General features: G+C 60.2%; 16 protein-coding genes and 1 pseudogene. 5 read left to right on the top strand and 12 right to left on the bottom strand.

All coding sequences use genetic code 11. From position 1 onward, the window contains the following. Window positions 1–44: 44 nt before the first annotated feature. The 10 genes and pseudogenes from metC to QF010_RS01805 all read right to left on the bottom strand — a co-directional run bounded on the left by metC (window position 45) and on the right by QF010_RS01805 (window position 10,489). Window positions 45–2,798: a cystathionine beta-lyase gene (metC, locus tag QF010_RS01850; RefSeq protein WP_429509668.1), complete on the bottom strand. Its 2,754-nt coding sequence runs from the start codon at window positions 2,796–2,798 to the stop codon at window positions 45–47. A 90-nt stretch (window positions 2,799–2,888) separates the two neighbouring features. Continuing rightward, window positions 2,889–3,161, bottom strand: a pseudogene (locus tag QF010_RS01845) (glutathione S-transferase N-terminal domain-containing protein); the annotation flags it as partial. Then, a complete protein-coding gene (locus QF010_RS01840; RefSeq protein ID WP_033062128.1) occupies window positions 3,158–3,754 on the bottom strand; it encodes a cysteine dioxygenase family protein in 597 nt (198 codons plus the stop codon). The gene QF010_RS01840 and the pseudogene QF010_RS01845, both read right to left, overlap by 4 nt. Window positions 3,755–3,771: 17 nt before the next feature. Next, window positions 3,772–4,608 (bottom strand): amino acid ABC transporter ATP-binding protein, encoded by an 837-nt coding sequence (locus QF010_RS01835; protein WP_429509667.1) that lies wholly within the window; start codon window positions 4,606–4,608, stop codon window positions 3,772–3,774. After that, window positions 4,595–5,383, bottom strand: coding sequence for an amino acid ABC transporter permease (locus QF010_RS01830; protein WP_033062126.1), 789 nt, complete (start codon window positions 5,381–5,383; stop codon window positions 4,595–4,597). The genes QF010_RS01835 and QF010_RS01830 overlap by 14 nt, the downstream gene beginning before the upstream one ends. Beyond that, window positions 5,373–6,107: an amino acid ABC transporter permease gene (locus QF010_RS01825; protein ID WP_033062125.1), complete on the bottom strand. Its 735-nt coding sequence runs from the start codon at window positions 6,105–6,107 to the stop codon at window positions 5,373–5,375. Before QF010_RS01825 ends, QF010_RS01830 begins: the two co-directional genes overlap by 11 nt. Continuing rightward, window positions 6,104–7,315, bottom strand: coding sequence for an aminotransferase class I/II-fold pyridoxal phosphate-dependent enzyme (locus QF010_RS01820; protein WP_429532437.1), 1,212 nt, complete (start codon window positions 7,313–7,315; stop codon window positions 6,104–6,106). The genes QF010_RS01825 and QF010_RS01820 overlap by 4 nt, the downstream gene beginning before the upstream one ends. Further along, window positions 7,312–8,736 carry an FAD-binding oxidoreductase gene (locus QF010_RS01815; protein WP_033062122.1) on the bottom strand — a complete coding sequence of 475 codons (1,425 nt, stop codon included), beginning with the start codon at window positions 8,734–8,736 and terminating at the stop codon, window positions 7,312–7,314. The genes QF010_RS01820 and QF010_RS01815 overlap by 4 nt, the downstream gene beginning before the upstream one ends. Beyond that, window positions 8,733–9,575: a transporter substrate-binding domain-containing protein gene (locus QF010_RS01810; RefSeq protein ID WP_429532436.1), complete on the bottom strand. Its 843-nt coding sequence runs from the start codon at window positions 9,573–9,575 to the stop codon at window positions 8,733–8,735. Before QF010_RS01810 ends, QF010_RS01815 begins: the two co-directional genes overlap by 4 nt. Before the next feature lie 71 nt (window positions 9,576–9,646). Further along, the gene (locus tag QF010_RS01805) at window positions 9,647–10,489 is read right to left on the bottom strand and encodes a transporter substrate-binding domain-containing protein (RefSeq protein WP_033062120.1); all 843 of its coding nucleotides are present in this window, start codon (window positions 10,487–10,489) and stop codon (window positions 9,647–9,649) included. Between the two features lie 252 nt (window positions 10,490–10,741). Between QF010_RS01805 and QF010_RS01800 the strand changes: the two genes are divergently transcribed. After that, a complete protein-coding gene (locus tag QF010_RS01800) occupies window positions 10,742–11,611 on the top strand; it encodes a LysR substrate-binding domain-containing protein (protein ID WP_033062119.1) in 870 nt (289 codons plus the stop codon). A gap of 34 nt (window positions 11,612–11,645) precedes the next feature. Here the strand turns inward: QF010_RS01800 and QF010_RS01795 are convergent, their stop codons facing one another. Further along, window positions 11,646–11,861: a TOBE domain-containing protein gene (locus QF010_RS01795; protein WP_008145745.1), complete on the bottom strand. Its 216-nt coding sequence runs from the start codon at window positions 11,859–11,861 to the stop codon at window positions 11,646–11,648. Window positions 11,862–11,997: 136 nt separating this feature from the next. Beyond that, the gene (locus tag QF010_RS01790) at window positions 11,998–13,260 is read right to left on the bottom strand and encodes an OprD family porin (protein WP_429532435.1); all 1,263 of its coding nucleotides are present in this window, start codon (window positions 13,258–13,260) and stop codon (window positions 11,998–12,000) included. 266 nt (window positions 13,261–13,526) lie between these two features. Between QF010_RS01790 and QF010_RS01785 the strand changes: the two genes are divergently transcribed. The 4 genes from QF010_RS01785 to QF010_RS01770 all read left to right on the top strand — a co-directional run bounded on the left by QF010_RS01785 (window position 13,527) and on the right by QF010_RS01770 (window position 20,025). Then, entirely contained in the window at window positions 13,527–14,474 is a 948-nt protein-coding gene (locus QF010_RS01785; RefSeq protein WP_429532434.1) for a LysR family transcriptional regulator, read from the top strand. A 91-nt stretch (window positions 14,475–14,565) separates the two neighbouring features. Then, entirely contained in the window at window positions 14,566–15,369 is an 804-nt protein-coding gene (locus QF010_RS01780) for a putative hydro-lyase (RefSeq protein WP_429532433.1), read from the top strand. Window positions 15,370–15,997: 628 nt separating this feature from the next. Next, window positions 15,998–17,017 carry a substrate-binding domain-containing protein gene (locus tag QF010_RS01775; protein WP_033062216.1) on the top strand — a complete coding sequence of 340 codons (1,020 nt, stop codon included), beginning with the start codon at window positions 15,998–16,000 and terminating at the stop codon, window positions 17,015–17,017. Further along, window positions 17,005–20,025, top strand: coding sequence for an EAL domain-containing protein (locus QF010_RS01770; protein WP_429532432.1), 3,021 nt, complete (start codon window positions 17,005–17,007; stop codon window positions 20,023–20,025). The genes QF010_RS01775 and QF010_RS01770 overlap by 13 nt, the downstream gene beginning before the upstream one ends. The last annotated feature ends 196 nt before the right edge of the window (window positions 20,026–20,221 follow it).

The following is a 20,221-nucleotide window of genomic DNA, read 5'->3' as shown; positions in this document are numbered from 1 at the left end:
GTTTTTTGTGGAACAGGCACCCTTTCAACTGTTGGCGGTGGCCCCTAGTTTTCCATAGCCGCAAACCCGCGCTGCAAATCCTCAATCAACGCCTCGACATCCTCAAGCCCGATATGCAACCGCAACACCGGATTCAATGAACGATCCGCAGCACTGTCGCGATCCGTGGTATCGGCGACGGTGATCAGGCTTTCGTAGCCGCCCCAGGAAGCGCCGAGCCCAAACAACTGCAGCGAATCAATAAAGCGTTCGACGTAGGTCGGATCTGCATCGCGCAGCTCGAAGGACAGCAAACCGTTGCTGCCATTGAAGTCGCGCTGCCACAGGGCATGACCAGGATGCTCGGGCAACGCTGGATGGAACACCCGTTTCACTTGCGGTTGCGCTTGCAGCCAATGGGCGATTTCCAGCGCCTGACGTTCGTGCACTTCCAGTCGCGGTGCCAGGGTTCGTGCACCGCGCAGCACCAGGTAGGCATCGTCGGGGCTGACGGTGGCGCCAAAGGTGTCGCCCATGGACGCCAGCGGCTGCCACACGTCTTGTCGGGTGCAGACGCTGCCCATGACCACATCGCTGTGGCCGCACAGGTACTTGGTCAACGCCATGATCGAGATGTCCGCGCCCAAGGTCAGCGGTCGGTACAGGTAACCCGAGCCCCAGGTGTTGTCGACGGCCAGGAGAATGCCTCGCGGTTTGCACAGGGCGGCGATCGCCGGCAAATCGCAGAGTTCATACAGTAAGGAACCCGGCACTTCGGTGTAGACCATTTTGGTGTTGGCTTGCAGTTGCGCTTGCAGGCCGCGGCCATCAGGGGCGAAGTAGCTGACCTGAATGCCGAACGGTTCAAGAAACTCATGGGCCAGCCGTCGCACGGGGGCGTAGACCGCGTCGCTGATCACGACGTGATCGCCGGGCCGCAGGTAGGCCAGGAAGGTCTGCGCGATCGCCGCCAGCCCGGTGCCGAACAAGCGCGTGCGATAACCGCCCTCCAGCTCCGTCACCAGATCTTCCAGGGCGAAGGCCGTCGGATTGCCTCGGGCGCCATAACTCAGGACCCGCTCGCTATCACGGCGAGCGCGGGCGTCGCGCATTTGCGCCAGGTTATCGAACAGCACTGTGCTCAACCGCGTGACCGGCACGTTGACTGCCCTACCGCCATTCCCCTGTTCGGTGCGCGCCGAATGGACCAGACGCGTACGCACCCGGGCATCACGGGACCCTGTGTCGCGCAGCGGCTTGAGACTGGCGATTTCGTCGTCACTCATCTGCGCCAGCAAACCGATTTCCCAGGCCAGGTACTGACGCGCCGCGTCCTTATTGCCGGCGTGACGGTCATGGGTGAAAAACAGAAAATCGATGCACTGCTGATCGGAAGGCACGGTCGGATTTTCCTGCACCGCGAACCCCTCTGCACGCCAGGCATCGATCGCGCCGTCCAGCAGCCGGACTTGTAGGCGCTGATTTTCCGGTAGCTCCTGCGCCGCGAAAGCAGCCAGCAAAGGATCATCGGCGACCAACACCAGTGGCCGTTGCTCACCGGCCACTTCAGACGCCAGCAACGAGCGAATCGACCAGCGTGAGCCGGCGATATGGCCCTTGCGATAAGTCATGCTCGGCCGCAGGTCAATCAGTGCGACCGCGTCATCCTGCAGCGAATCGGCCAAGGCTCGCGCCGTGATCAATGGCACAGCCTCGTGAGCGATCACCTCAAGCGCGGGCAGCACCAGATCACTGCTCACCCCGCCTGCCAGCACATAGGCCTCATGCCCCAATTGCCGCAACCAACTGGCAACAATCGGTGCCCGCACACCATCACTGTCGAACAGCACCAACCGCGCCTGACGCACACCGACATACAGATCGGTGGATTGAATCAACTGCCCGCCCGGTGTGTGTTGCGCACCCGACAGGCTGCCCGCGGCAAACTCCTCGGCGGTGCGCACATCGCACAAAAACAGGCTGCGACCGGCCTCCTCGGCCCATTGTTCAACCTGCGCAGCCTCAACGGTCTTCACACCGGCCCGCTCCGCCAGTTGCGCAGCAGCGAGTCGCTGCCCCGGCAAGGTGTCAGGGGACACCTCCTCGGCGTAACGTCGGGTGCTGCCATGCTCCAGCTGAAAATCCTCCAGATACCAACCCTGGGTTCCGTTTTCCAATGCGTAGACCGGATTCTTCAACCCCAGATTGATCAACGTCTGGGCACCGATAATGCTGCGGGTCCTGCCGGCACAATTGACCACGATCGGCGTGCTGTCGTCCGGCACCAGATCGTGGACGCGATACCCCAGCTCGCCATTCGGGCAGCACACCGAACCGGGTATGGTCATCTTGCGGTACTCATCGAACGGCCGACCGTCGAGCACCACCAGCGGCTCGCCCCGGGCTTGCCATTCGGCCAGTTGCTGCGCGGTGACATGCGGGGTATGGCTGGCCTCTTCGACCAATTCACCGAAGGCCTTGGAAGGCACGTGCACCCCGGCAAACAGCTGGAAACCGGCAGCCTGCCAACCATCGGCACCGCCATCGAGCACATGCACCTGGCCATACCCGAGCGCCTGCAAACGCCGAGCGGAACGCGCCGAGACATCCCCGCCGTCCTGGTCATAGATCACCAGCCGAACCAGAGGATTCGGCGCAAGACGCCGGACCTCCAGCTCCAGACGGCTATAGGGCAAATTCACCCCGAAAAACAGGTGCGCTTCGCCATACTGGCCGTGCTCGCGCACGTCAAACAGGGCGATTTCCTGCCCGTCGAGCAGCCACTGCTGGAGTTGCCCTGGAGTTACGGTCTGGCTCATAAGAGTCCCGTTTGGAAAAAGAGTTATTGAAGTACCAGAGAGCGCTCGTTGGCGGCGATTTCACGGCCCTTCGCATACGCACGCTGAATGGCCGGTCGCCGGCAGGAAACGCCCGGCCTTGTCGGCCAGGTAATTGAGGATGGCGCCGGACTCGAACAGGTTCAGCGGCTCGCTTAAGCCTTGCGGCGCATGGTCGACAATCGCCGGAATCCGCCCATTGGCGCTGATGCGCTGGAACGCTACCTGCTTCTGCTCACCTGCACGGATGTTGACTGGCAGCAGACGGTACTCAAGCTCCAGCTCTTCAAGCAGGATGCCAATCTTCAAGCCATTGCCAGTCGGCCAGTAATACAGAACGATCATGCGTAGGCCTTGATCGACGGCGCCATTTGCGAGGCGTTGTAATTGAGGATGCGCCCGTCGGCTTCCACGCCGTAGCGGCCGTTGAGGGACTCCAGCGGCAAACCGTACAGGTGGAAATGCAGGGTTGCCTGCTCGCCTTCGACACGAATGCCGTGCAGGTCTTCGCCGAGAAACGAGATGGAGGTGCCGGGTTGCACGATCACTTCCTTTTCCAGGTGCAAGGTGGTGAAACCAGGCTCGCGACCTTCGTCATCACGACGGTAGACGTAGTTGATTTCCTGGCCTTCGATGGCACTGATGATCGCCCAGGTTTCATGGTTATGCGGGATCGTGCTTTTGCCCGGCAACAACGAGTTCAGGTACAGCGTCGGCGTGTCGCCGTCGTCATTGAGACGGTAGCGGAACGCGGTACTGCCCTGCCCCGGTACCGGCGCGGGGAACTCGTCGAAATTGAACAGATCACGGCGCTCGGCCAGGACTTCAAGCAAGGACACGATTTCCACCAGTGCGGCGCGGTCGACGCCCCGTTGATGGATGACGCGGATTTTCTTCAGGAAATCCTCGATGACGGCGGCACGGTTAACAGTACTCATGAACAGGCTCCTCAGTATTAGACGGACAGGCTGTAGCGGCTCAGGTTGGTCAACAGGTACGGATCATTGGCGATGGGCGGCCGGCGTCCCGGATCACCCAGGGCGTGACGCAAAAACTCCTGGGTGCGCTCGCTGGTGGGGTGCTGAAAGATCTGGGCGGCGCTGCCGTGCTCGACGATCACGCCGTTCTCGGTGAAGTAGACGATGTCGCTGATTTCTTCGGCGAAACGCATTTCGTGGGTGACCAGCACGCAGGTCATGCCCTCTTCGGTCAGCTCGCGAATCACCGTCAGCACCTCGCCGACGGTTTCCGGATCGAGGGCGGAGGTCACCTCATCAAACAGAATCAGTTCGGGACGCATCGCCAGGGCGCGGGCAATCGCCACCCGTTGCTGCTGACCGCCCGAGAGCTGGCCCGGATAGGCATCGGCCTTGTGTTCCATACGCACCTTGGCCAACAAGGCGCGGGCGTCTTTCTCGGCGTCGATCCGGTTACGCCCCAGCACCTTGCGCGGGGCAATCACCAGGTTCTCCAACACCGACAAATGCGGGAACAGGTTGTATTGCTGGAACACAAAACCCACACGCTTGCGCAACTCGATGCGCTGCGCTTCCTGGGCCAGGGTGTGAACCTCGGTCGCGCCGACACGGATGCTGCCGCGCTGGGGCTGCAACAGGCCGGTGATGCAACGCAGGATGGTTGATTTGCCGGAGCCGGACGGGCCGATGATCGACACGGCCTGACCACGGTGCACGTCGAGGTCGATGCCTTTGAGCACCGGGTTATTGCCAAACGACAGGTGCAGGTCGCGCAGGCTGACCAAGGGCTCGGCGACGGTTTCAGTAAAAGGCATAACGTCGCTCCAGGCGTTGGGTGAGTCGAGAAATCGGGTAGCAATAGGCGAAGAACAGCACCAACAGGCTCAGGTAAATCACCACGGTGAAACCGGTCATGTTCACGGTGTTGCTGGCGATTTGCGCGGTGTCGATCACGTCATGCACACCCACCAGGGACGCCAGCGCAGTGCCCATGGTGATCACCGCATACAGGTTCATCCACGGCGGCAACATGCGTTTGAAGCACTGCGGCAGGATGATCGAACGGAAAATCTGCCCACGAGTGAATGCCAGGGAACGTGCGGCTTCCCATTGGGTGCTGGGGATCGAGGCAATGGCGCCACGGAAGATTTCCGCGACGTTGGCACTCGCCGGCAGCGCCAGGCCTAGGGTGACCTTGACCCAGTCCGGAAACGAGACATAAGCACTGCCGATTCGTATCTCGAACGGGAACACGTAGGTAGTGAAATAGATCAGCACCAGCCAGGGCGCATTGCGAAAAATCTGCACCCAGATCCGTGCCGGCAAACGCAGCAGTCGCAGGGGTGACAGCGCCAACGCGCCGACCAACAGCCCCAGCAACGACCCCAGGCCGATGGCGACGAGGCTGATCAGAATGTTCTGGCCAAAGCCCACGGCCAGTGCCGGCGACCATTGCAGCAAGGCCTTGAACACCGGACTTTCCGGGGCGACATACACCAGCCACAGTACGGCGCAAACCAACAAAATCAACTTGCCGACATGCCGCCGAGGCCAGGCCAGCGGTGCGCTGACGGTCGTTTCAATGGCCATAGCCGGGCATCCTCAGGTGCGCTTCAAGGTAGCGCCCCACGCAATTGACGATAAAACTCAGCAGGCCGAAAAAGCTCAGGATCAGAATCATCAGCTCCAGCACGTTGTCGCTTTGGGTCCAGATCATGATCGCCGCGTAGGTGATGTCCCCCACGGCAATGGCCGAGGCCACGGCCGTCATTTTCACCAGGTCGATCAGGTTGTTGATCAGCGACGGAAGGGCAAAGCGCAGGGCCAATGGCAGTTGTACATTCCACAGCAACTGACGGCTGCTGAACGCCAGCGAACTGGCCGCCTCCAGCGTCACGGTCGGCACCGCCTCGATGCCGGCGCGCAAGGCTTCGGCATGGAACGCGCCCTTGTGCAACGAGATCACGATCACCACCCAGGCGAACGGCGTCAGCGGGTTGGCCGCGCCGACGGCTTGAGTCAGCAGCATGTTCAGCACCAGGAAGGCGCAATACAGCTGCACTAGTGTCGGCGTGTTGCGGGTGACCTCGACAAATACGCGTGCCGGTTTCGCCAGCCAGGATTTTCCAGAGGTCAGCATGGCCGCCAACGCGACACCCGCCAGCAGGCTGCCGACAATGGTGAACAGGCAAAGCAGCACCGTGGTCAGCGCGCCCTGCTCCAGGGTTCCGCGCTGGTAGGCGTCCAGCAGAAAACCGTAGTTCAGACCCAACCCGGCGGTCCAGTGGACGAAAAACTCCAGCCAATGACTCATGGTTCGCCCCGCAATTGCCCGAAGGCGTGAGCGATGCGACGTCCGGCTTCAGCAACGCTCTCGGTCGCCGTGGCGATGGACAGGCGAAACCACGGCGACAAGCCATAAGCGCTGCCCGCCACACCCGCCACGCCCTGCTCCAGCAAATACGCCACGACATCGGCGTCGCTGTTCAGGCATACGCCGTCAGGACGATAACGCCCCAGCAATCCGGCACAGCGAATAAACACGAAAAAACCGCCTTGAGGTTCGAGCACTTCAAGGCCGTCCACTGTGCGAAAGGCGCTCACCAGTAAATCCCGGCGTTGCTGATAGGCCGCCACCTGTTCCGGCAAGAAATCCAGGCCACCCTCGAAGGCCGCCAACGCGGCGGCTTGCCCCACCGAAGAAGCGCCGGATGTTGATTGCGATTGCACGACCGCCATGGCATTGGTCAGCACTTGCGGCCCGGCACCGAAACCGATGCGCCAGCCAGTCATGGCATACGTCTTCGACACACCGCCCACCAGCAGGCAGCGCGACTGCAAGTCCGGCGCGACGTTGAGCAGGCTCTGCGCTGGCAGACCGTCAAAGCGAATATGTTCGTAGAGTTCATCCAGCAGAATCAGCACCTGCGAGTGGCGACGCAGCACCTCGGCCAAGGCTTGCAATTCGGCCGCGCTGTACACCGCGCCGCTGGGGTTACCGGGACCGTTGAGAATCAGCCAGCGAGTCCGCTCGCCGATGTGTTGCTCCAGCTGTTCTGCGGTGAGCTTGCAGCCCTGCGCCAGCGCGCACTCGATGAACACCGGCTCGCCACCATTGAAGCGCACGCTGTCCGGGAACGACGGCCAGTACGGCGTCGGCACCAGCACTTCATCGCCGTCGTCGAGGGTCGCGGCGAAGGCATTGAAGATGATTTGCTTTGCCCCGTTGGCAATCACGATCGATTCCAACGGATAGTCCAGATGGTTTTCCTGCTGGAGCTTGCGTTGCACCGCGACGCGCAAAGCTTTTACGCCCGGCGTCGGGGTGTACTTGGTGGCACCGGCGACGATGGCGGCATAAGCCGCCTGTTTGATGTGTTCGGGGGTATCAAAATCCGGCTCGCCGGTGGTCAGGTCGAGGATGTCGCGACCGGCATCACGCAACGCCGTGGCTTGGGATTTCGCGGCGGCATTGGCCGACAGCGAGACGCGCTGAACGCGTTTGGACAGGCGAAGTGTCATGACGGAACCACCTCCACGACCTTACCTGGATTGAGCAGGTTTTTCGGGTCCAGCGCCTGCTTGATGCGGCGCATCAGGTCGAGTTCCACCGGACTTTTGTAACGCCCGAGCATGTCCCGTTTGCGCTGGCCGATGCCGTGCTCGGCGCTGATCGAACCGCCGTGGGCGTGGGCGCTGTCATGAACCAGCAAGCTGAGCGCCGCGTAGTGAGCCATATGCGCCTCGACCGTCGAATCAAGCGGATGAGCAACGTTGTAGTGCAGGTTACCGTCGCCCAAATGGCCGAAAGTGAAGTGACGGACACCGGGAAAGCTCGCCTGCAACAACGCATCGGTGTGGGCGACAAACGCCACGACCTGGGAAATCGGCACTGAAATGTCGTGCTTCATGTTGCGACCGGCGCGCTTCTGCGCCTCGCTCATGTTCTCCCGTAACAGCCACAGGGCTTCGCTCTGTGCCAGGCTTTCGGCGATCAACGCATCGGCCAGCAACTCGCGCTCGAAGGCCTCCCCCAGCACTTCTTCAAAGGCTTGGCGGGCATGGGCTTCGCTGTGGTTGTCGGACAGTTCCAACAGGGCAAACCAAGGCTGCCTGGCGCCGAGAAAAGGTCGCGGACCGTCCGCAAACTGCTCACGCAGCAGCGCGAGGCAGTCGGCACTGAGCAGTTCGAACGCCGTGAGACTGGCACCGAAACCGGCGCGGGCATGGGACAGCAATTGCACCGCCTGGGCCAGGGAGTCGAAGGCCAGGAGTGCCGTCGCCTGCGCCTTGGGCAGCGGGAAGAGTTTCAGGGTCGCGGCGGTGATGATGCCGAGCGTGCCTTCGCTGCCGATATACAGGTCACGCAAGTCGTAGCCGGTGTTGTCCTTGCGCAAGCCGCGCAGGCCATTCCAGATTTCGCCCTCGGCGGTGACCACTTCCAGACCCAGGGTCAGCTCGCGGGTGTTGCCATAGCGCAACACGGCGGTGCCACCAGCATTGGTGCCCAGATTGCCACCGATGGTGCAACTGCCTTCGGCGCCCAGACTCAGGGGAAACAACCGGCCGGCATCACGGGCAACGTCCTGGACGGTTTGCAGAATGCAGCCCGCTTCGACGGTCAGGGTGTCGTTGTCGGTGTCCACCGTCCGCACACGATTCAGCCGATCGAGCAACAGCAACACCGCGCGACCACTGTCATCCGGGGTCGCGCCGCCCATCAGCCCGGTGTTGCCGCCCTGCACCACCACCGGCGTATCGCTGGCCACGCAAGCGCGAACCACGGCCGCGACTTCCTCGGTGTTCGCCGGATGCACGGCGGCGATGACCTGCCCGACGTAACGGCCCTGTTTGTCAGTCAGGTAGGGCGCGGCCTCTTCGCTGCTCTGCACATGGCTGGCGCCGAGCAATTGCTGCAAGGCCACGAACAACGTCTGACTCATGGCTGCACCGCCAGCGGCTCGGCGTTGCGGTACTGCTCATGCAGATCACGCAATGCCTTGGACGGCGTCATGCCGGTGCGCTCGCCCAATTCGATCAGCCAGCCGCTGCGATGCCAGTCACACACGATCGCATCCAGTTTTGCCTGGGTATCGTGCTCGCCTTTGCGCAGCCAGATCACCGAGTTCGACGGGATCAAATCACCCGGCAGCGGGATTTCATACTCAGCCCACTCGGCATCGCTCAACAACGCGTGCATGGTCGGACTGACATGCACCGCCGCCACGCAGCCATTGCCGCGCAGCGACAACAACGATTCGGATTGGCTGCGGAACGCCTTGATCTCGGCGCCGTAGGTTTCCTGCAAGGGCTTGATGAAGTTGCTGCCCTGGGACACGCACACTGGCTTGCCCTTGAGATCGGCCCACTGGGTCACGCCAGCGCCTTTGCGAATCAACGCCGCGCCGCCAACCTCTTCATACGGCGTGGGCACGTAGTCGAGAATCTCGCCGCGCTCTTCGGTGAACTGCATATTGGCGATCAGAATGTCGACCTTGCCCTGTTGCAGGAACTGCACGCGGTTGGGCGCCAGCACCGAAACGGTCTTCGCTTCGACGCCCAAAGCCTTGGCGATGCCCTTGGCCAGTTCGACGTTGTAGCCCAGGTGTTCGCCGGTCTTCGGGTCGATGGTGCCGAATGGCGGACCACTGAGAATCACCCCGACGCTGATGGCGTGGCGTTGCTCGATCTTGTCCAGCGTGGCATCGGCCTGGGCCAAGTTCGCACCCAAAGCAGCGCACCAGGCGAAGCACAGGGCTTTAGCGGAAAAATATCGGTTCATGCACGACTACCTTGAACGACCGCCCGGCAAAAGGACGGTCTGTTGAAAACGATGAGGTGGAGAACCGGGGGTCAGGCGCCGTTGGCCTGGAACTGTTTCTGCAGTTCCACCAGAGCGGGCGACGCGGGCGTGATGTGGTTGCGGGTCTGGGCCTCAATCAACCAGCCGCTGCGGTGCAGTTCCTTGACGATCGGATCGAGCCTGGCCTGGGTATCGCTTTCTCCGGGACGGGTCCAGATCACCGACGGCGCGGGGTTGAGTTCCGGCGTAAGCGCGCGATAGCCCTGCCATTCGGCGGTGCCGGCGAGCAGCGGATTGATCAGCGTGGCGTCATGCACCGCCGCGACGCAGTTGTTGCCGCGCAACGCCAGCAACGATTCCGAAGAGCTCTTGAAGGCTTTGATCTCGACGCCCAACTCGGTCAGCGGCTTGATGTAACTGCTGCCCTGGGAGGTGCAGACCGGTTGGTTTTTCAGGTCTTCCCAACGAGTGATCTTGCTGTCCTTCAGCACCGCTGCGGTTCCGCCCACGCGGTAGAACGGCGTCGGTACAAACCCGAGGATCTCGCCGCGTTCGGCGGTCCACTCCATGTTGGCAATCAGCAAATCGACTTTGCCCTGCTGCAAGAACTGCACGCGGTTGGCGGGCAGTACCGGCACCAACTGCACTTCGGCGTTCAGTTGCCGTCCCAGCTCCTGGGCGAGATCGACATTCAAACCGCGCGGCTTTTGGCTCGCTGGATCAATCCCGCCAAACGGGCCGCCGGACAGCAATACGCCGACCACCAGCACATGCCTTTGCTCGATCTTGTCCAGGGTTGCATCAGCCCGGACGCCGGTGCTGGCACCCAGCGAGATCAAGGCGCCCAGCATTACAGGCAACAATTTTTTAACGGCTGAGCACTTTTGCGACATGGTTCTTCCCCTGATGATTGATCGGCGTCCCCCGACCTGATGTGGAGGCATCCTAGGTACCGCGTTGAAGTAACGGAAATTCAAATATCTAATATCGTTATAACTTCTCGTGTTCTCACCGAGAGCGCACCCCAATAAAGCCCGTATTTACTGGCACCAAAGATCAGCCAAAGAAAAAACCAGCAAAAACACATAAATAATCGTAATGTTTATGTTTTCAGCCTTGATATAAAAGCAGCCCCGGAAATGGCCATGCCGACCTCACCTACCCTCGATCTCGAATTGCTGCGCACCTTCATTGCCGTGGTTGATCACCACAGTTTTGCCGAGGCCGGCGCGCAACTGGCCCGCACGCAATCGTCGGTCACCCAACACATGCAACGCCTGGAACAACAAGTGGGGGTGAGCCTGTTCGAAAAGCGCGGACGACAAAAGCAACTCACCGAACCCGGCTTGCAGTTGCTGCGTCATGCCCGGCAGATGCTGTCGCTCAACGACGAGGCGTTGAACTCCCTGCGTGAAAGCAGCTTGAGCGGCGTGTTGCGCATCGGTTCGCCCCATGACATCGCGGACACCATCCTGCCGCCGATCCTCAGCCACATCGCCCGCTCGGCACCGCGCTTGCGTCTGGAGATCGATGTCGGGCGCAGCCCGTTTCTGATGGACGATCTGCACCGGGGCAAGGTCGACATGGTGATCTCCACCCGCCAGGACCCGAGCCTGGAAGGCTTCGCCTTACGCACTTCGCCGGTGTGGTGGATCTGCTCGGCGCAGTACATTCACAACCCCGGCGAGCCGTTGCCACTGATCCTCGTGGATGAACCGAGCATCTACCGGCGCTATGCCCTGGAGGCACTGGAACGCGCCAATATCAGTTGGCGCCAGGCGTACCTGGCGTCGAATCTGATTGGCATCAAGGCAGCGACGCGTGCTGGTTTGGGTGTCACCCCCCGAAGCATGGAAATGCTCGGTCCAGACATGCGCGTGCTGGGTGAAAATGACGGATTGCCGCGAATGCCGGACGTGACCTACTACCTGTGGATCAGGCCCAACACCGCGAATTTGATTGCCCGCAAGGCCTATGACTTGATTCGCGCCAGCCAGGGGTTGTCCTTTTCTTGATGTGAGCGGCTCCGCGATTCAAATCCTGGCCATTTCAGAGCTTGGCGATCGAGACTTCGGTGGATTTGACGAAGGCAATCACCTCGCTCCCCACTTTCAGTTCAAGATCGCGCACTGAACGGGTGGTGATCACCGAGGTGACGATGCCGGAGGCGGTTTGCACATCGATTTCGGAGACCACTTCGCCGGTCACAATTTCCTTGATGACACCCTTGAACTGGTTGCGGACGTTGATCGCTTTGATGGTCATGATGAGGCTTCCTGTCTGATGTCGAATACATCCGCACGGATGTGCAGGCCTTCAAAATGCACGCCCCAGAATAATATTAAAAGGAATAAATATCGATTTGCTTATTCCTTGATCGAATATAAAGTCCGCGATGCATCTACCACAGCGCCAGGGTATAGCTGACGATCAGGCGATTCTCATCCAGGTCATTACCGAAGTTCGAGCGCACTGATGCATTGCGCCATTTGAGGCCGAGCCCTTTCAACGAACCGTCCTGCACCACGTAAGCGATGTCGGTGTTGCGCTCCCATTCCTTGCCTTCGCCCGGCGCAGTGCGTTGCACATTGTCGCCAGAGATGTAGCGGGTCATGAAGGTCAATCCCGGCACGCCGAGTGCAGCAAAGTTGTAGTCGTAGCGTGCCTGCCAGGAGTGTTCGTCGATGTTGGCGAAGTCACCGATCTGCACGAAGTTGACCAGGTACGGATCGCTGCGCCCGATATACGGAAACGGATCGTCGCCGCTCATGCGCTGATAGCCGAAACCCAGCGCATGGCCCCCCAGGCTATAGGTGAACAGCGCACCAAAGGCCTGGTTGTCGATATCACGAAAATTGCCGTCTTCGGTACTGCGCGCATAGCGTACGTCGCTCTTGAGTGACTGGCCGGAGCCCAGGTCCAGCGCGTGCACAAACCCGAGGTAATTTTGCTGGTAGATGTTTTCCAGCTGGCCATAACGGTATTGCGCGGTCAGGTTCGGCAGGAACTGATAGTCCGCCCCGGCAAACTGAAACTTGTCGCTTTGGCCGCCGATGCGGTTGGCGGTCATGTCCTGATAGTCAGTGGAGTCGACAAAGTTGATCTGCGTGAGTTGACCGGCCGTGAGCTTCAAACGATCGATTTCCTGCACATTCACCAGGCCGCCCTTGAACGTGCTCGGCAACAGGCGGGTGTCGTTGGAATTCACCACCGGGTCCTTGATCTGCAACGTCCCGAATTTCAGGGTGCTGTTGGACACGCGCATTTTCGCTGTCAGGCCTAACTCGCCATAGCGATCCTGTGAGCCGCCGGACAAATCCGGTGGCAACAGATTAGTCCCCGCCGTCCCGCCACCGGAGTCCAGCTTGAAACCGGCCATGCCCAAAACATCCAGGCCGAAACCCAATGTGCCTGCGGTGTAACCCGACTCCATCCGCAACAGAAAACCCTGCGTCCATTCCTCGGCCTTGTCGCGCGAACCGTCCTGGCGAAAATCGCGATTGAAGTAGAAGTTGCGCGCTTCCAGGCTGCCTTTACTGTCCGCGACGAAATCCGCCTGAGCGGTCGGTGCACAGAGCAGACTCAGGCCGAGCAATGTGCCAACCGGGGCGCACCCGTTGAATGGGCGGGTGCGAGCCGCTTTTGAAGGCGCGTGGACAGACATGATTTTTCCCATGGAAGAGGTTCCTGCGGCAGCAAGCGAAGATGACGGACACGCCTCATTGTTTTTTTGTGAAGGCGTTGTCGTGGGGGGCGGACGCAGTGACCTGCGTCGTGGGGCGGATTCTTCGTGCCGGGGCAGAACGGCGTCAAACGGGAAAAAGGCGAGGTTATGCATAAGAAAATTTGATGCCCGCAATGGCGGACTCTGGAGTAACAATTGCAACCCGCCCCTTCATTACAAGAGCCACAAGCGCCAAGGGAACCGCCATGAACCTCAAATTCCTCGAAACCTTCGTCTGGGTCGCCCGCCTGCAAAGCTTCAGCCTGACCGCCGAGAAAATGTTCAGCACTCAGGCCGCGATCTCCAGCCGGATCGCCGCGCTGGAAGACGAATTGGGTCTGCGATTGTTCGTGCGCGATTCACGCGGGGTGTCGCTGACGCCCGAAGGCCTCAAGGTGCTCGACTACGCCGAGCAGATGCTCGAGGTTCAGCGTGCGCTGAAACACTCGTTGGACAACACCAGTCCGCAACAGGGATTGGTGCGCATCGGTGTGATGGATACGGTGATTCACACCTGGCTCAGCCCGCTGATGTCGACCTTGATGCAGACCTTCCCTGCCGTGGAAATCGAGATCACTGCCGACGCCGCGCGCAATCTCTGCGAGCAATTGCAAAAGGGCTATCTGGACATCGTTTTCCAGACGGACCTGATCCGCCACGAAAGCGTGCGCAACCTCGAACTGGCGCACTACCCCATGCACTGGATCGCCGCCAGCAACTCGATCTATGCCCGTCCTTACGCCTCGCTCACCGAGATGGCCGGCGAGCGCATCATCACCTTCGTCAAACACTCACGACCGCATCAGGATGTACTCAACCTGTTGCACGCCCATGGCATCGGCGCACCGCGCGTCAGTTGCGTCAACTCGGTGTCGGCCATGACCCGGCTGATTCGTGACGGCTTCGGTATCGGCGCCTTACCGGCGGCACTGGTGGCCAAACCGCTGGCCAGCGGCGAGCTGATCCAGCTGGATCCCGGCAGTCGCTTGCCGCAACTGGATGTCGTGGCCTCGTGGCGCGCCGGGGTCGGGCTGGAACTGATCGAGAACATCGTCGAGATGAGCCGCCAGGTGGTCTGCCAATACGCTGCGGATGTCGGTCCGTTACTCATGGTGGCGGCGCCGGGCCTCGACAGCCGTCCCCCCCTTGAATAACTTTTAGTTGTCTGGGGGCAACAACATTCCTTGTTGGACGGCATCACCGCGGTTTTCTAAAAAGGCTCAACGAACCTGCCGAGAAGCCATGATGAATCAACCCGCCCTGTCCTTCGAACAACTGCAGCGCAGCACCCCTCTCGCCCTGCGCCAAAGCATCGCCGCCGGGCACTATCAGGGTCACACCAGCGGCCTGGGCCAAGGCCGGGTGCAAGCCAATATCGTGATTCTGCACAGTGACTGGGCCAATGAGTTCCTCAGGTATTGCACCCTCAACCGTCAAGCCTGCCCGTTGCTTGACATTACCGAACCGGGCGATCCGTACTTCCGCAATCTCGGGACAGCCATTGATGTTCGCCACGACGTGCCCCGATACAGGGTCTATCGCCATGGCGAACTGAGCGAAGAACCGCTGGATATCGAGCACCTTTGGCAGGATGACCTGGTGGCGTTCGCCATCGGCTGCTCGTTCTCCTTCGAACAACCGCTGCTGGATGCCGGCATCCCCCTCAAGCACATCGATCTGGGGCGCAATGTCGCCATGTACCAGACCGACATCGACACGCGCCCCACCGCTCGCCTCGGTGGCAAGCTGGTGGTGAGCATGCGGCCGATGAAAGCGGCTGACGCCATCCAGGCCATTCAAATCACCGCACGCATGCCTAACGTCCACGGCGCGCCCGTGCACATCGGTGATCCGTCGCTGATCGGCATCCACGCGCTCGACACCCCGGACTATGGCGACGCCGTCCCCATTGAAGCTGACGAAATACCGGTGTTCTGGGCGTGCGGTGTGACGCCTCAATCGGTGGTGCAAGCCTCACGCCCGCCACTGTGCATCACCCATGCGCCCGGTTGCATGCTGGTGACGGATTTGTACAACAGCGCTTTGTAAAGGCGTGGGTGTGCCGTAATGCCAATCAGTCAAGGAACGACACCCTCCGTAGCAGCTGTCGAGCTTGCGAGGCTGCGTTCGGCTGCGCAGCAGCCGTAAAACCTGTGTACGAGGTTTAACTGAAACACCGCACTGCCTGATTTCACGACTGCTACGCAGCCGAACGCAGGCTTCGCCAGCTGCTACAGGTTTTGCGTTGCGGCTGAGATGGCTCCGCAGCTCTGGCGCCTATCAACTGATGCAGCAGTCGAAGCCTTGTAAAACCACCCAATGTAGTCAACGATGCAATTGGCCTTCGTCCCTTGTTTTGTGCCATGGACCCTGCCCCATTTCCTGAATGCTCAGGACTAAAGTTCGCGCACATTACCCACAAAAGACCGGATGACAGCAGAACCGACTATCCTTTCGGACAGTGAACGCTGCACTCTTGGCAAAAAGGGACGCCATGCCAGACTATGATCGCGTTATCGGCTCCAGACCCGGCATCACAGGCGGTGAGCGAACCTGCCTGATCAGGCCCGGGCTGCCCTGGATGGCTTCAATTACGGTTTTCTGTCTTCTCACGGCAACTCCCGGATTCAGCCAGAACCTGCCAACCGCAGCGGGTGTCGAAAACGCCACGGTTACGGTGATTCAAGCGCAGGAAATCGTATCCAGGGCCACCCTCGAAGCCGTTCGCTGGAGCGGCCCTGAATCCGGCCCGCAAGCCCTGCGGGGCAAGAGCATCGCCTTTGTCGCAGAAGATTTGCGTAACGGAGGAATTGTCGGTGTCGCCCAGGGCGCTCGCGAGGCTGCCAAGGCGATGGGCTGGACGCTGAAGATATTCGATGGCGCGGGATCATCGGCCGGGCGTGCGAAGGCCTTTTCCGATGCCCTGGCAGCGAAACCCGACGGCCTCATCCTGTGCGGCTCCGATGCCCTTGAGAACAATGCGGCGCTGATCCTCTTCGCCAAAAGAGATGTGCCGGTGGTTGGTTGGCACGCCGGGGCACGACCCGGGCCGATTGATGGCACACCGGTGGCCATGAACGTCACGACCGACCCGCTCGAAGTGGCTCGCCTCACGGCCATGGCGGCAGTGGCACAGTCAAACGGACAGGCCGGCGTGGTCATCCTGACCGATTCCAAGTACAGCATCGCCATGGCGAAAGCCAAGGCCATGGAAGACGTCATTCGGGCCTGTCAGGAATGTACGTTGCTGGAAGTGCGCGATGTCGCAATCTCCGAAAGTGGCGAGAAAATGCCGGCGATCACCAAGGAGCTGCTTCAGCGCTATGGCAAGCGCTGGACCCACACGCTGGCCATCAACGATATCTATTTCGACTACTCGATTGCCTCATTGACCAACGCCGCAATACCCAGCGACGGTATCAGCCTGTTGTCTGCCGGTGATGGCAGCGCTTCGGCTTTCTTGCGCATCCAGGCAAAAACCTACCAGACCGTCACCGTCGCCGAGCCGCTCAACCTGCATGGCTGGCAAGTGATGGATGAATTGAACCGACTGTTTGCAGGTCAGCCGGTGAGCGGCTTCGTCGCGCCGATCCACCTGGTCAATGCCGACAATATCGCCTTCGACGGCGGGAAGAAATTCCAGTACGACCCTGACAATGGCTATCGAGACATCTATCGCCACCAATGGAATCCCTGACAGTGGACGTTACTTCCCGGCTCGGACGCCGGCTATTGCCGCAATCGCTACGCGCACAGTTCACACTGGCGTTCCTGACGCTGGCGCTGCTGATCCTGGCGAGTGGTGCAACGGCGGTCTACGCCTTACGCACGTCAAACAGCGCCACCCGCCAGCTGACGGATGAACGACTGGTCCGCATGCAGGACGGGCAAGACATGCTGCAGCGTACCTTGCTGATCGAACGCCAGACCGATCAGCTTCTGACAACCCGCTCCCCCGACACCCTGCGGTCAAGCTATGCGGCGACCGTCGAACAGCTTGAAGCCCTTGATCAACTGGTGCAGCAGCTGACTGCCTCGAACAGTGGCGTGGCGATACTCGACATGCATCAGTCGAGTCAGATGTTCCACAATACCGCCACCATCGTTGCGCAGCTGCGAGAAAGCCTGCTGCAAACCGAGGTCACCTTCGAGCAAGCCATGGAGGATCACACCACCCGGTTAACCGCGACTCAGACCCCGGCCAGCCTGGAACTGGCGGTGTTGCTTTTCGATCTGCCGCAGGCAGTTGACAGTGCTGCCGTGCAACGGCTGCAGATCCGCTATGAGCACCTGTCACGCACCGCAGGCCAGTTACCCGACGCTGATGTGCAGACGCCCGATCTCTTCTCCCTGCGCCTGAGGCTCATCAATCAGCACAACGTCATACAGCGCTTCAACGAGGAACTGAAGAATGAGGCCGGGGTTCTGGTCGCGGTGGCACGTGCGCAATCCAGTGCTTACACCGAAGACTATCGCGAAGCCTTGCAGCGCCTGGTCGAGGCCTCAAATCGTAGCCAGCAATGGGTGCTGATCATGTTGGGCGCCAGCCTGGTGTTCGCCTGGTTCGTGACCCGGGTCTTCATGGGCCGTCATGTGCTCGTGCGCCTGAATGAAATAAGCCGGCAATTGCGCCAGGAACACACTGACAAAACGCATTTGATGATGGCGGAGCATGGGAAGGACGAGATCGGCAACATGGCTCGCGCGGTGAATCAATTCCTCAAGGACCGACTTCAACTGGAAAAAAGAACGGTCCAATTGAGTATCGCCACAGAGCGGCTCGCCCTGCAAAACAGCCGATTAGAGCAAGAAGCCGTCATCCGTGCCGGACAAGGTCATGTCCTGGAGCTGATCGCCAGAAGCACCGAGCTAGCAGAAGTCCTGGACAGCCTGGCTCACCTGGTGGAGTCCCAGCTGGAGGGGATGATGGTGTCCATCCTGGTGCTGGATGAGGATGGCAAGCACCTGCTGCACGGGGCGGCCCCCAGTTTGCCGAAAGCCTATAACCAGCTCATTGACGGGATTGCGATCGGTCCGAACGTCGGTTCATGCGGCACCGCGGTGTATCGACGAGAACCGGTCATCGTCACGGATATCGAGCTGGATCCGCTGTGGGAGGCGTACCGTGCAGCCGCTGCGCCCTATGGATTTCGCGCCTGCTGGTCGACGCCGATTCTGTCCCATGAGCGAAAGGTATTGGGTACGTTTGCCTTGTATTCCAACACCGTACGCAGCCCAAGCGTGACCGAGACGCGACTGATCAACATGGCGACGCCGCTTGCCGGCATTGCGATAGAACGCCAGCTTACCGAAAAGCGCATTCGCTATATGGGCGATCATGACGCACTGACCGGGCTGCCGAATCGCACACTGCTCGAAGACCGTCTCAAGCAGGCAATACTTTATGCTCAGCGCTACAACCGCCTGGTGACGGTGGTGTTTCTCGATCTGGACAAATTCAAACTGGTGAATGACAGCCTTGGGCACAGTGCTGGAGACGAACTGCTGAAAACCGTCGCCCAGCGCATGCTGGAGTGTGTACGCCGCACCGACACCGTCGTGCGACTGGGTGGCGACGAGTTTGTGATCATCCTGTTCGACCAGCCCTCAGACGTCGACGGCGTTACTCCAGCCCTGCACAAAATCCAGGAAGCCATCCTGCGGCCGATTCAGCTCAGCGGACATACACTCCACGTCACCTGCAGCATGGGATTGGCCACCTACCCTGCCGACGGCAGCGATACCGACACGTTGCTCAGCAACGCGGACGCCGCCATGTACCGGGCCAAGGAGCTGGGTCGCAACAGCTACCAGTTCTATAAGAGCGAGATGAATAACAAGGTTCAGGGCAAGCTCGCCATGCAAGACGGGCTTCGAAACGCACTCAACCATGACGAGTTCCTGCTGCTGTACCAGCCACAGGTGGATTTGCAGTCAGGTCAGATTATCGGCGTAGAGGCACTGATTCGCTGGCAGCACCCCGAGCTCGGCATGGTGTCTCCAATCAAATTCATTCCGCAGGCCGAAGAGACCGGGCTGATCGTGCCCATCGGCGACTGGGTGATTCATACCGCGTGCAGACAGAACAAGGACTGGCAGGATGCAGGCTGGCCGCCGATCACGATGTCGGTGAATATTTCAGCACGCCAGTTCATCGAAAGGGACCTGATCGACCGGGTGAGGCATGCCTTGCAAGAAACCGGACTTGACCCCAAGTACCTTGAGCTGGAACTGACCGAAAGCCTGATCATGCAAGACCTTCAGCAAGCCATCAGCAAAATGAAGGAACTGCAATCAATGGGGATCAGTCTCTCGATCGACGACTTCGGCACCGGCTACTCCAGCCTCGCCGCATTGAAAAGCTTCCCGATCGCGAGACTCAAGATCGACCAGTCTTTCGTGCGCGATCTGCCCGACAACGAGAACGACAAAGCCATCGCCACCGCGGTGATTTCGTTGGGGCACAAACTGAACCTCAAGGTCATTGCCGAAGGTGTCGAAACCGAAGAGCAGCAAACCTTCCTGCGTGAAAACGGCTGCGATGAAATTCAGGGCCACCTTTTCAGCAAAGCGGTCAGCTGCGATGAAATCAGCCTGTTACTGCGTACGCCCCGGTTGCCTCAACCGAGCCGTATGGCGGGCCCTGACCCGGCAAGGCGAAAACGCGATGTAAAACGCCCGAGCAGTCCGATGCCCGGGCATTAATACTGCGCAGGGCCCATCCCTAACCTTTCAACAGCAACATCGCGACGTTGCCGGTGTCGGTTTCCAATGATCGTTTTTGGTCGATTGCTGCCCTTCGCCACAGACGGCAATCGACCCAGAAGCAGACCATCAGCGCCCCGCTCTCGCTTGGGACTCTTCAAAACGATGCCGTAACAGTGGCACTCCTCGCTAATAG

The sequence above is a fragment of the Pseudomonas silensiensis genome (assembly GCF_050434865.1).
GTDB lineage: Bacteria > Pseudomonadota > Gammaproteobacteria > Pseudomonadales > Pseudomonadaceae > Aquipseudomonas > Aquipseudomonas fluorescens_W.
This window is presented reverse-complemented; position numbering and strand designations above follow the sequence as displayed.

Coding starts and splice junctions, on each gene's coding strand:
- metC (WP_429509668.1), bottom strand. CDS start 2,798: ATGAGCCAGACCGTAACTCCAGGGCAACTCCAGCAGTGGCTGCTCGAC.
- QF010_RS01840 (WP_033062128.1), bottom strand. CDS start 3,754: ATGAGTACTGTTAACCGTGCCGCCGTCATCGAGGATTTCCTGAAGAAA.
- QF010_RS01800 (WP_033062119.1), top strand. CDS start 10,742: ATGCCGACCTCACCTACCCTCGATCTCGAATTGCTGCGCACCTTCATT.
- QF010_RS01810 (WP_429532436.1), bottom strand. CDS start 9,575: ATGAACCGATATTTTTCCGCTAAAGCCCTGTGCTTCGCCTGGTGCGCT.
- QF010_RS01770 (WP_429532432.1), top strand. CDS start 17,005: ATGGAATCCCTGACAGTGGACGTTACTTCCCGGCTCGGACGCCGGCTA.
- QF010_RS01815 (WP_033062122.1), bottom strand. CDS start 8,736: ATGAGTCAGACGTTGTTCGTGGCCTTGCAGCAATTGCTCGGCGCCAGC.
- QF010_RS01805 (WP_033062120.1), bottom strand. CDS start 10,489: ATGTCGCAAAAGTGCTCAGCCGTTAAAAAATTGTTGCCTGTAATGCTG.
- QF010_RS01790 (WP_429532435.1), bottom strand. CDS start 13,260: ATGTCTGTCCACGCGCCTTCAAAAGCGGCTCGCACCCGCCCATTCAAC.
- QF010_RS01785 (WP_429532434.1), top strand. CDS start 13,527: ATGAACCTCAAATTCCTCGAAACCTTCGTCTGGGTCGCCCGCCTGCAA.
- QF010_RS01820 (WP_429532437.1), bottom strand. CDS start 7,315: ATGACACTTCGCCTGTCCAAACGCGTTCAGCGCGTCTCGCTGTCGGCC.
- QF010_RS01830 (WP_033062126.1), bottom strand. CDS start 5,383: ATGGCCATTGAAACGACCGTCAGCGCACCGCTGGCCTGGCCTCGGCGG.
- QF010_RS01780 (WP_429532433.1), top strand. CDS start 14,566: ATGAATCAACCCGCCCTGTCCTTCGAACAACTGCAGCGCAGCACCCCT.
- QF010_RS01795 (WP_008145745.1), bottom strand. CDS start 11,861: ATGACCATCAAAGCGATCAACGTCCGCAACCAGTTCAAGGGTGTCATC.
- QF010_RS01825 (WP_033062125.1), bottom strand. CDS start 6,107: ATGAGTCATTGGCTGGAGTTTTTCGTCCACTGGACCGCCGGGTTGGGT.
- QF010_RS01835 (WP_429509667.1), bottom strand. CDS start 4,608: ATGCCTTTTACTGAAACCGTCGCCGAGCCCTTGGTCAGCCTGCGCGAC.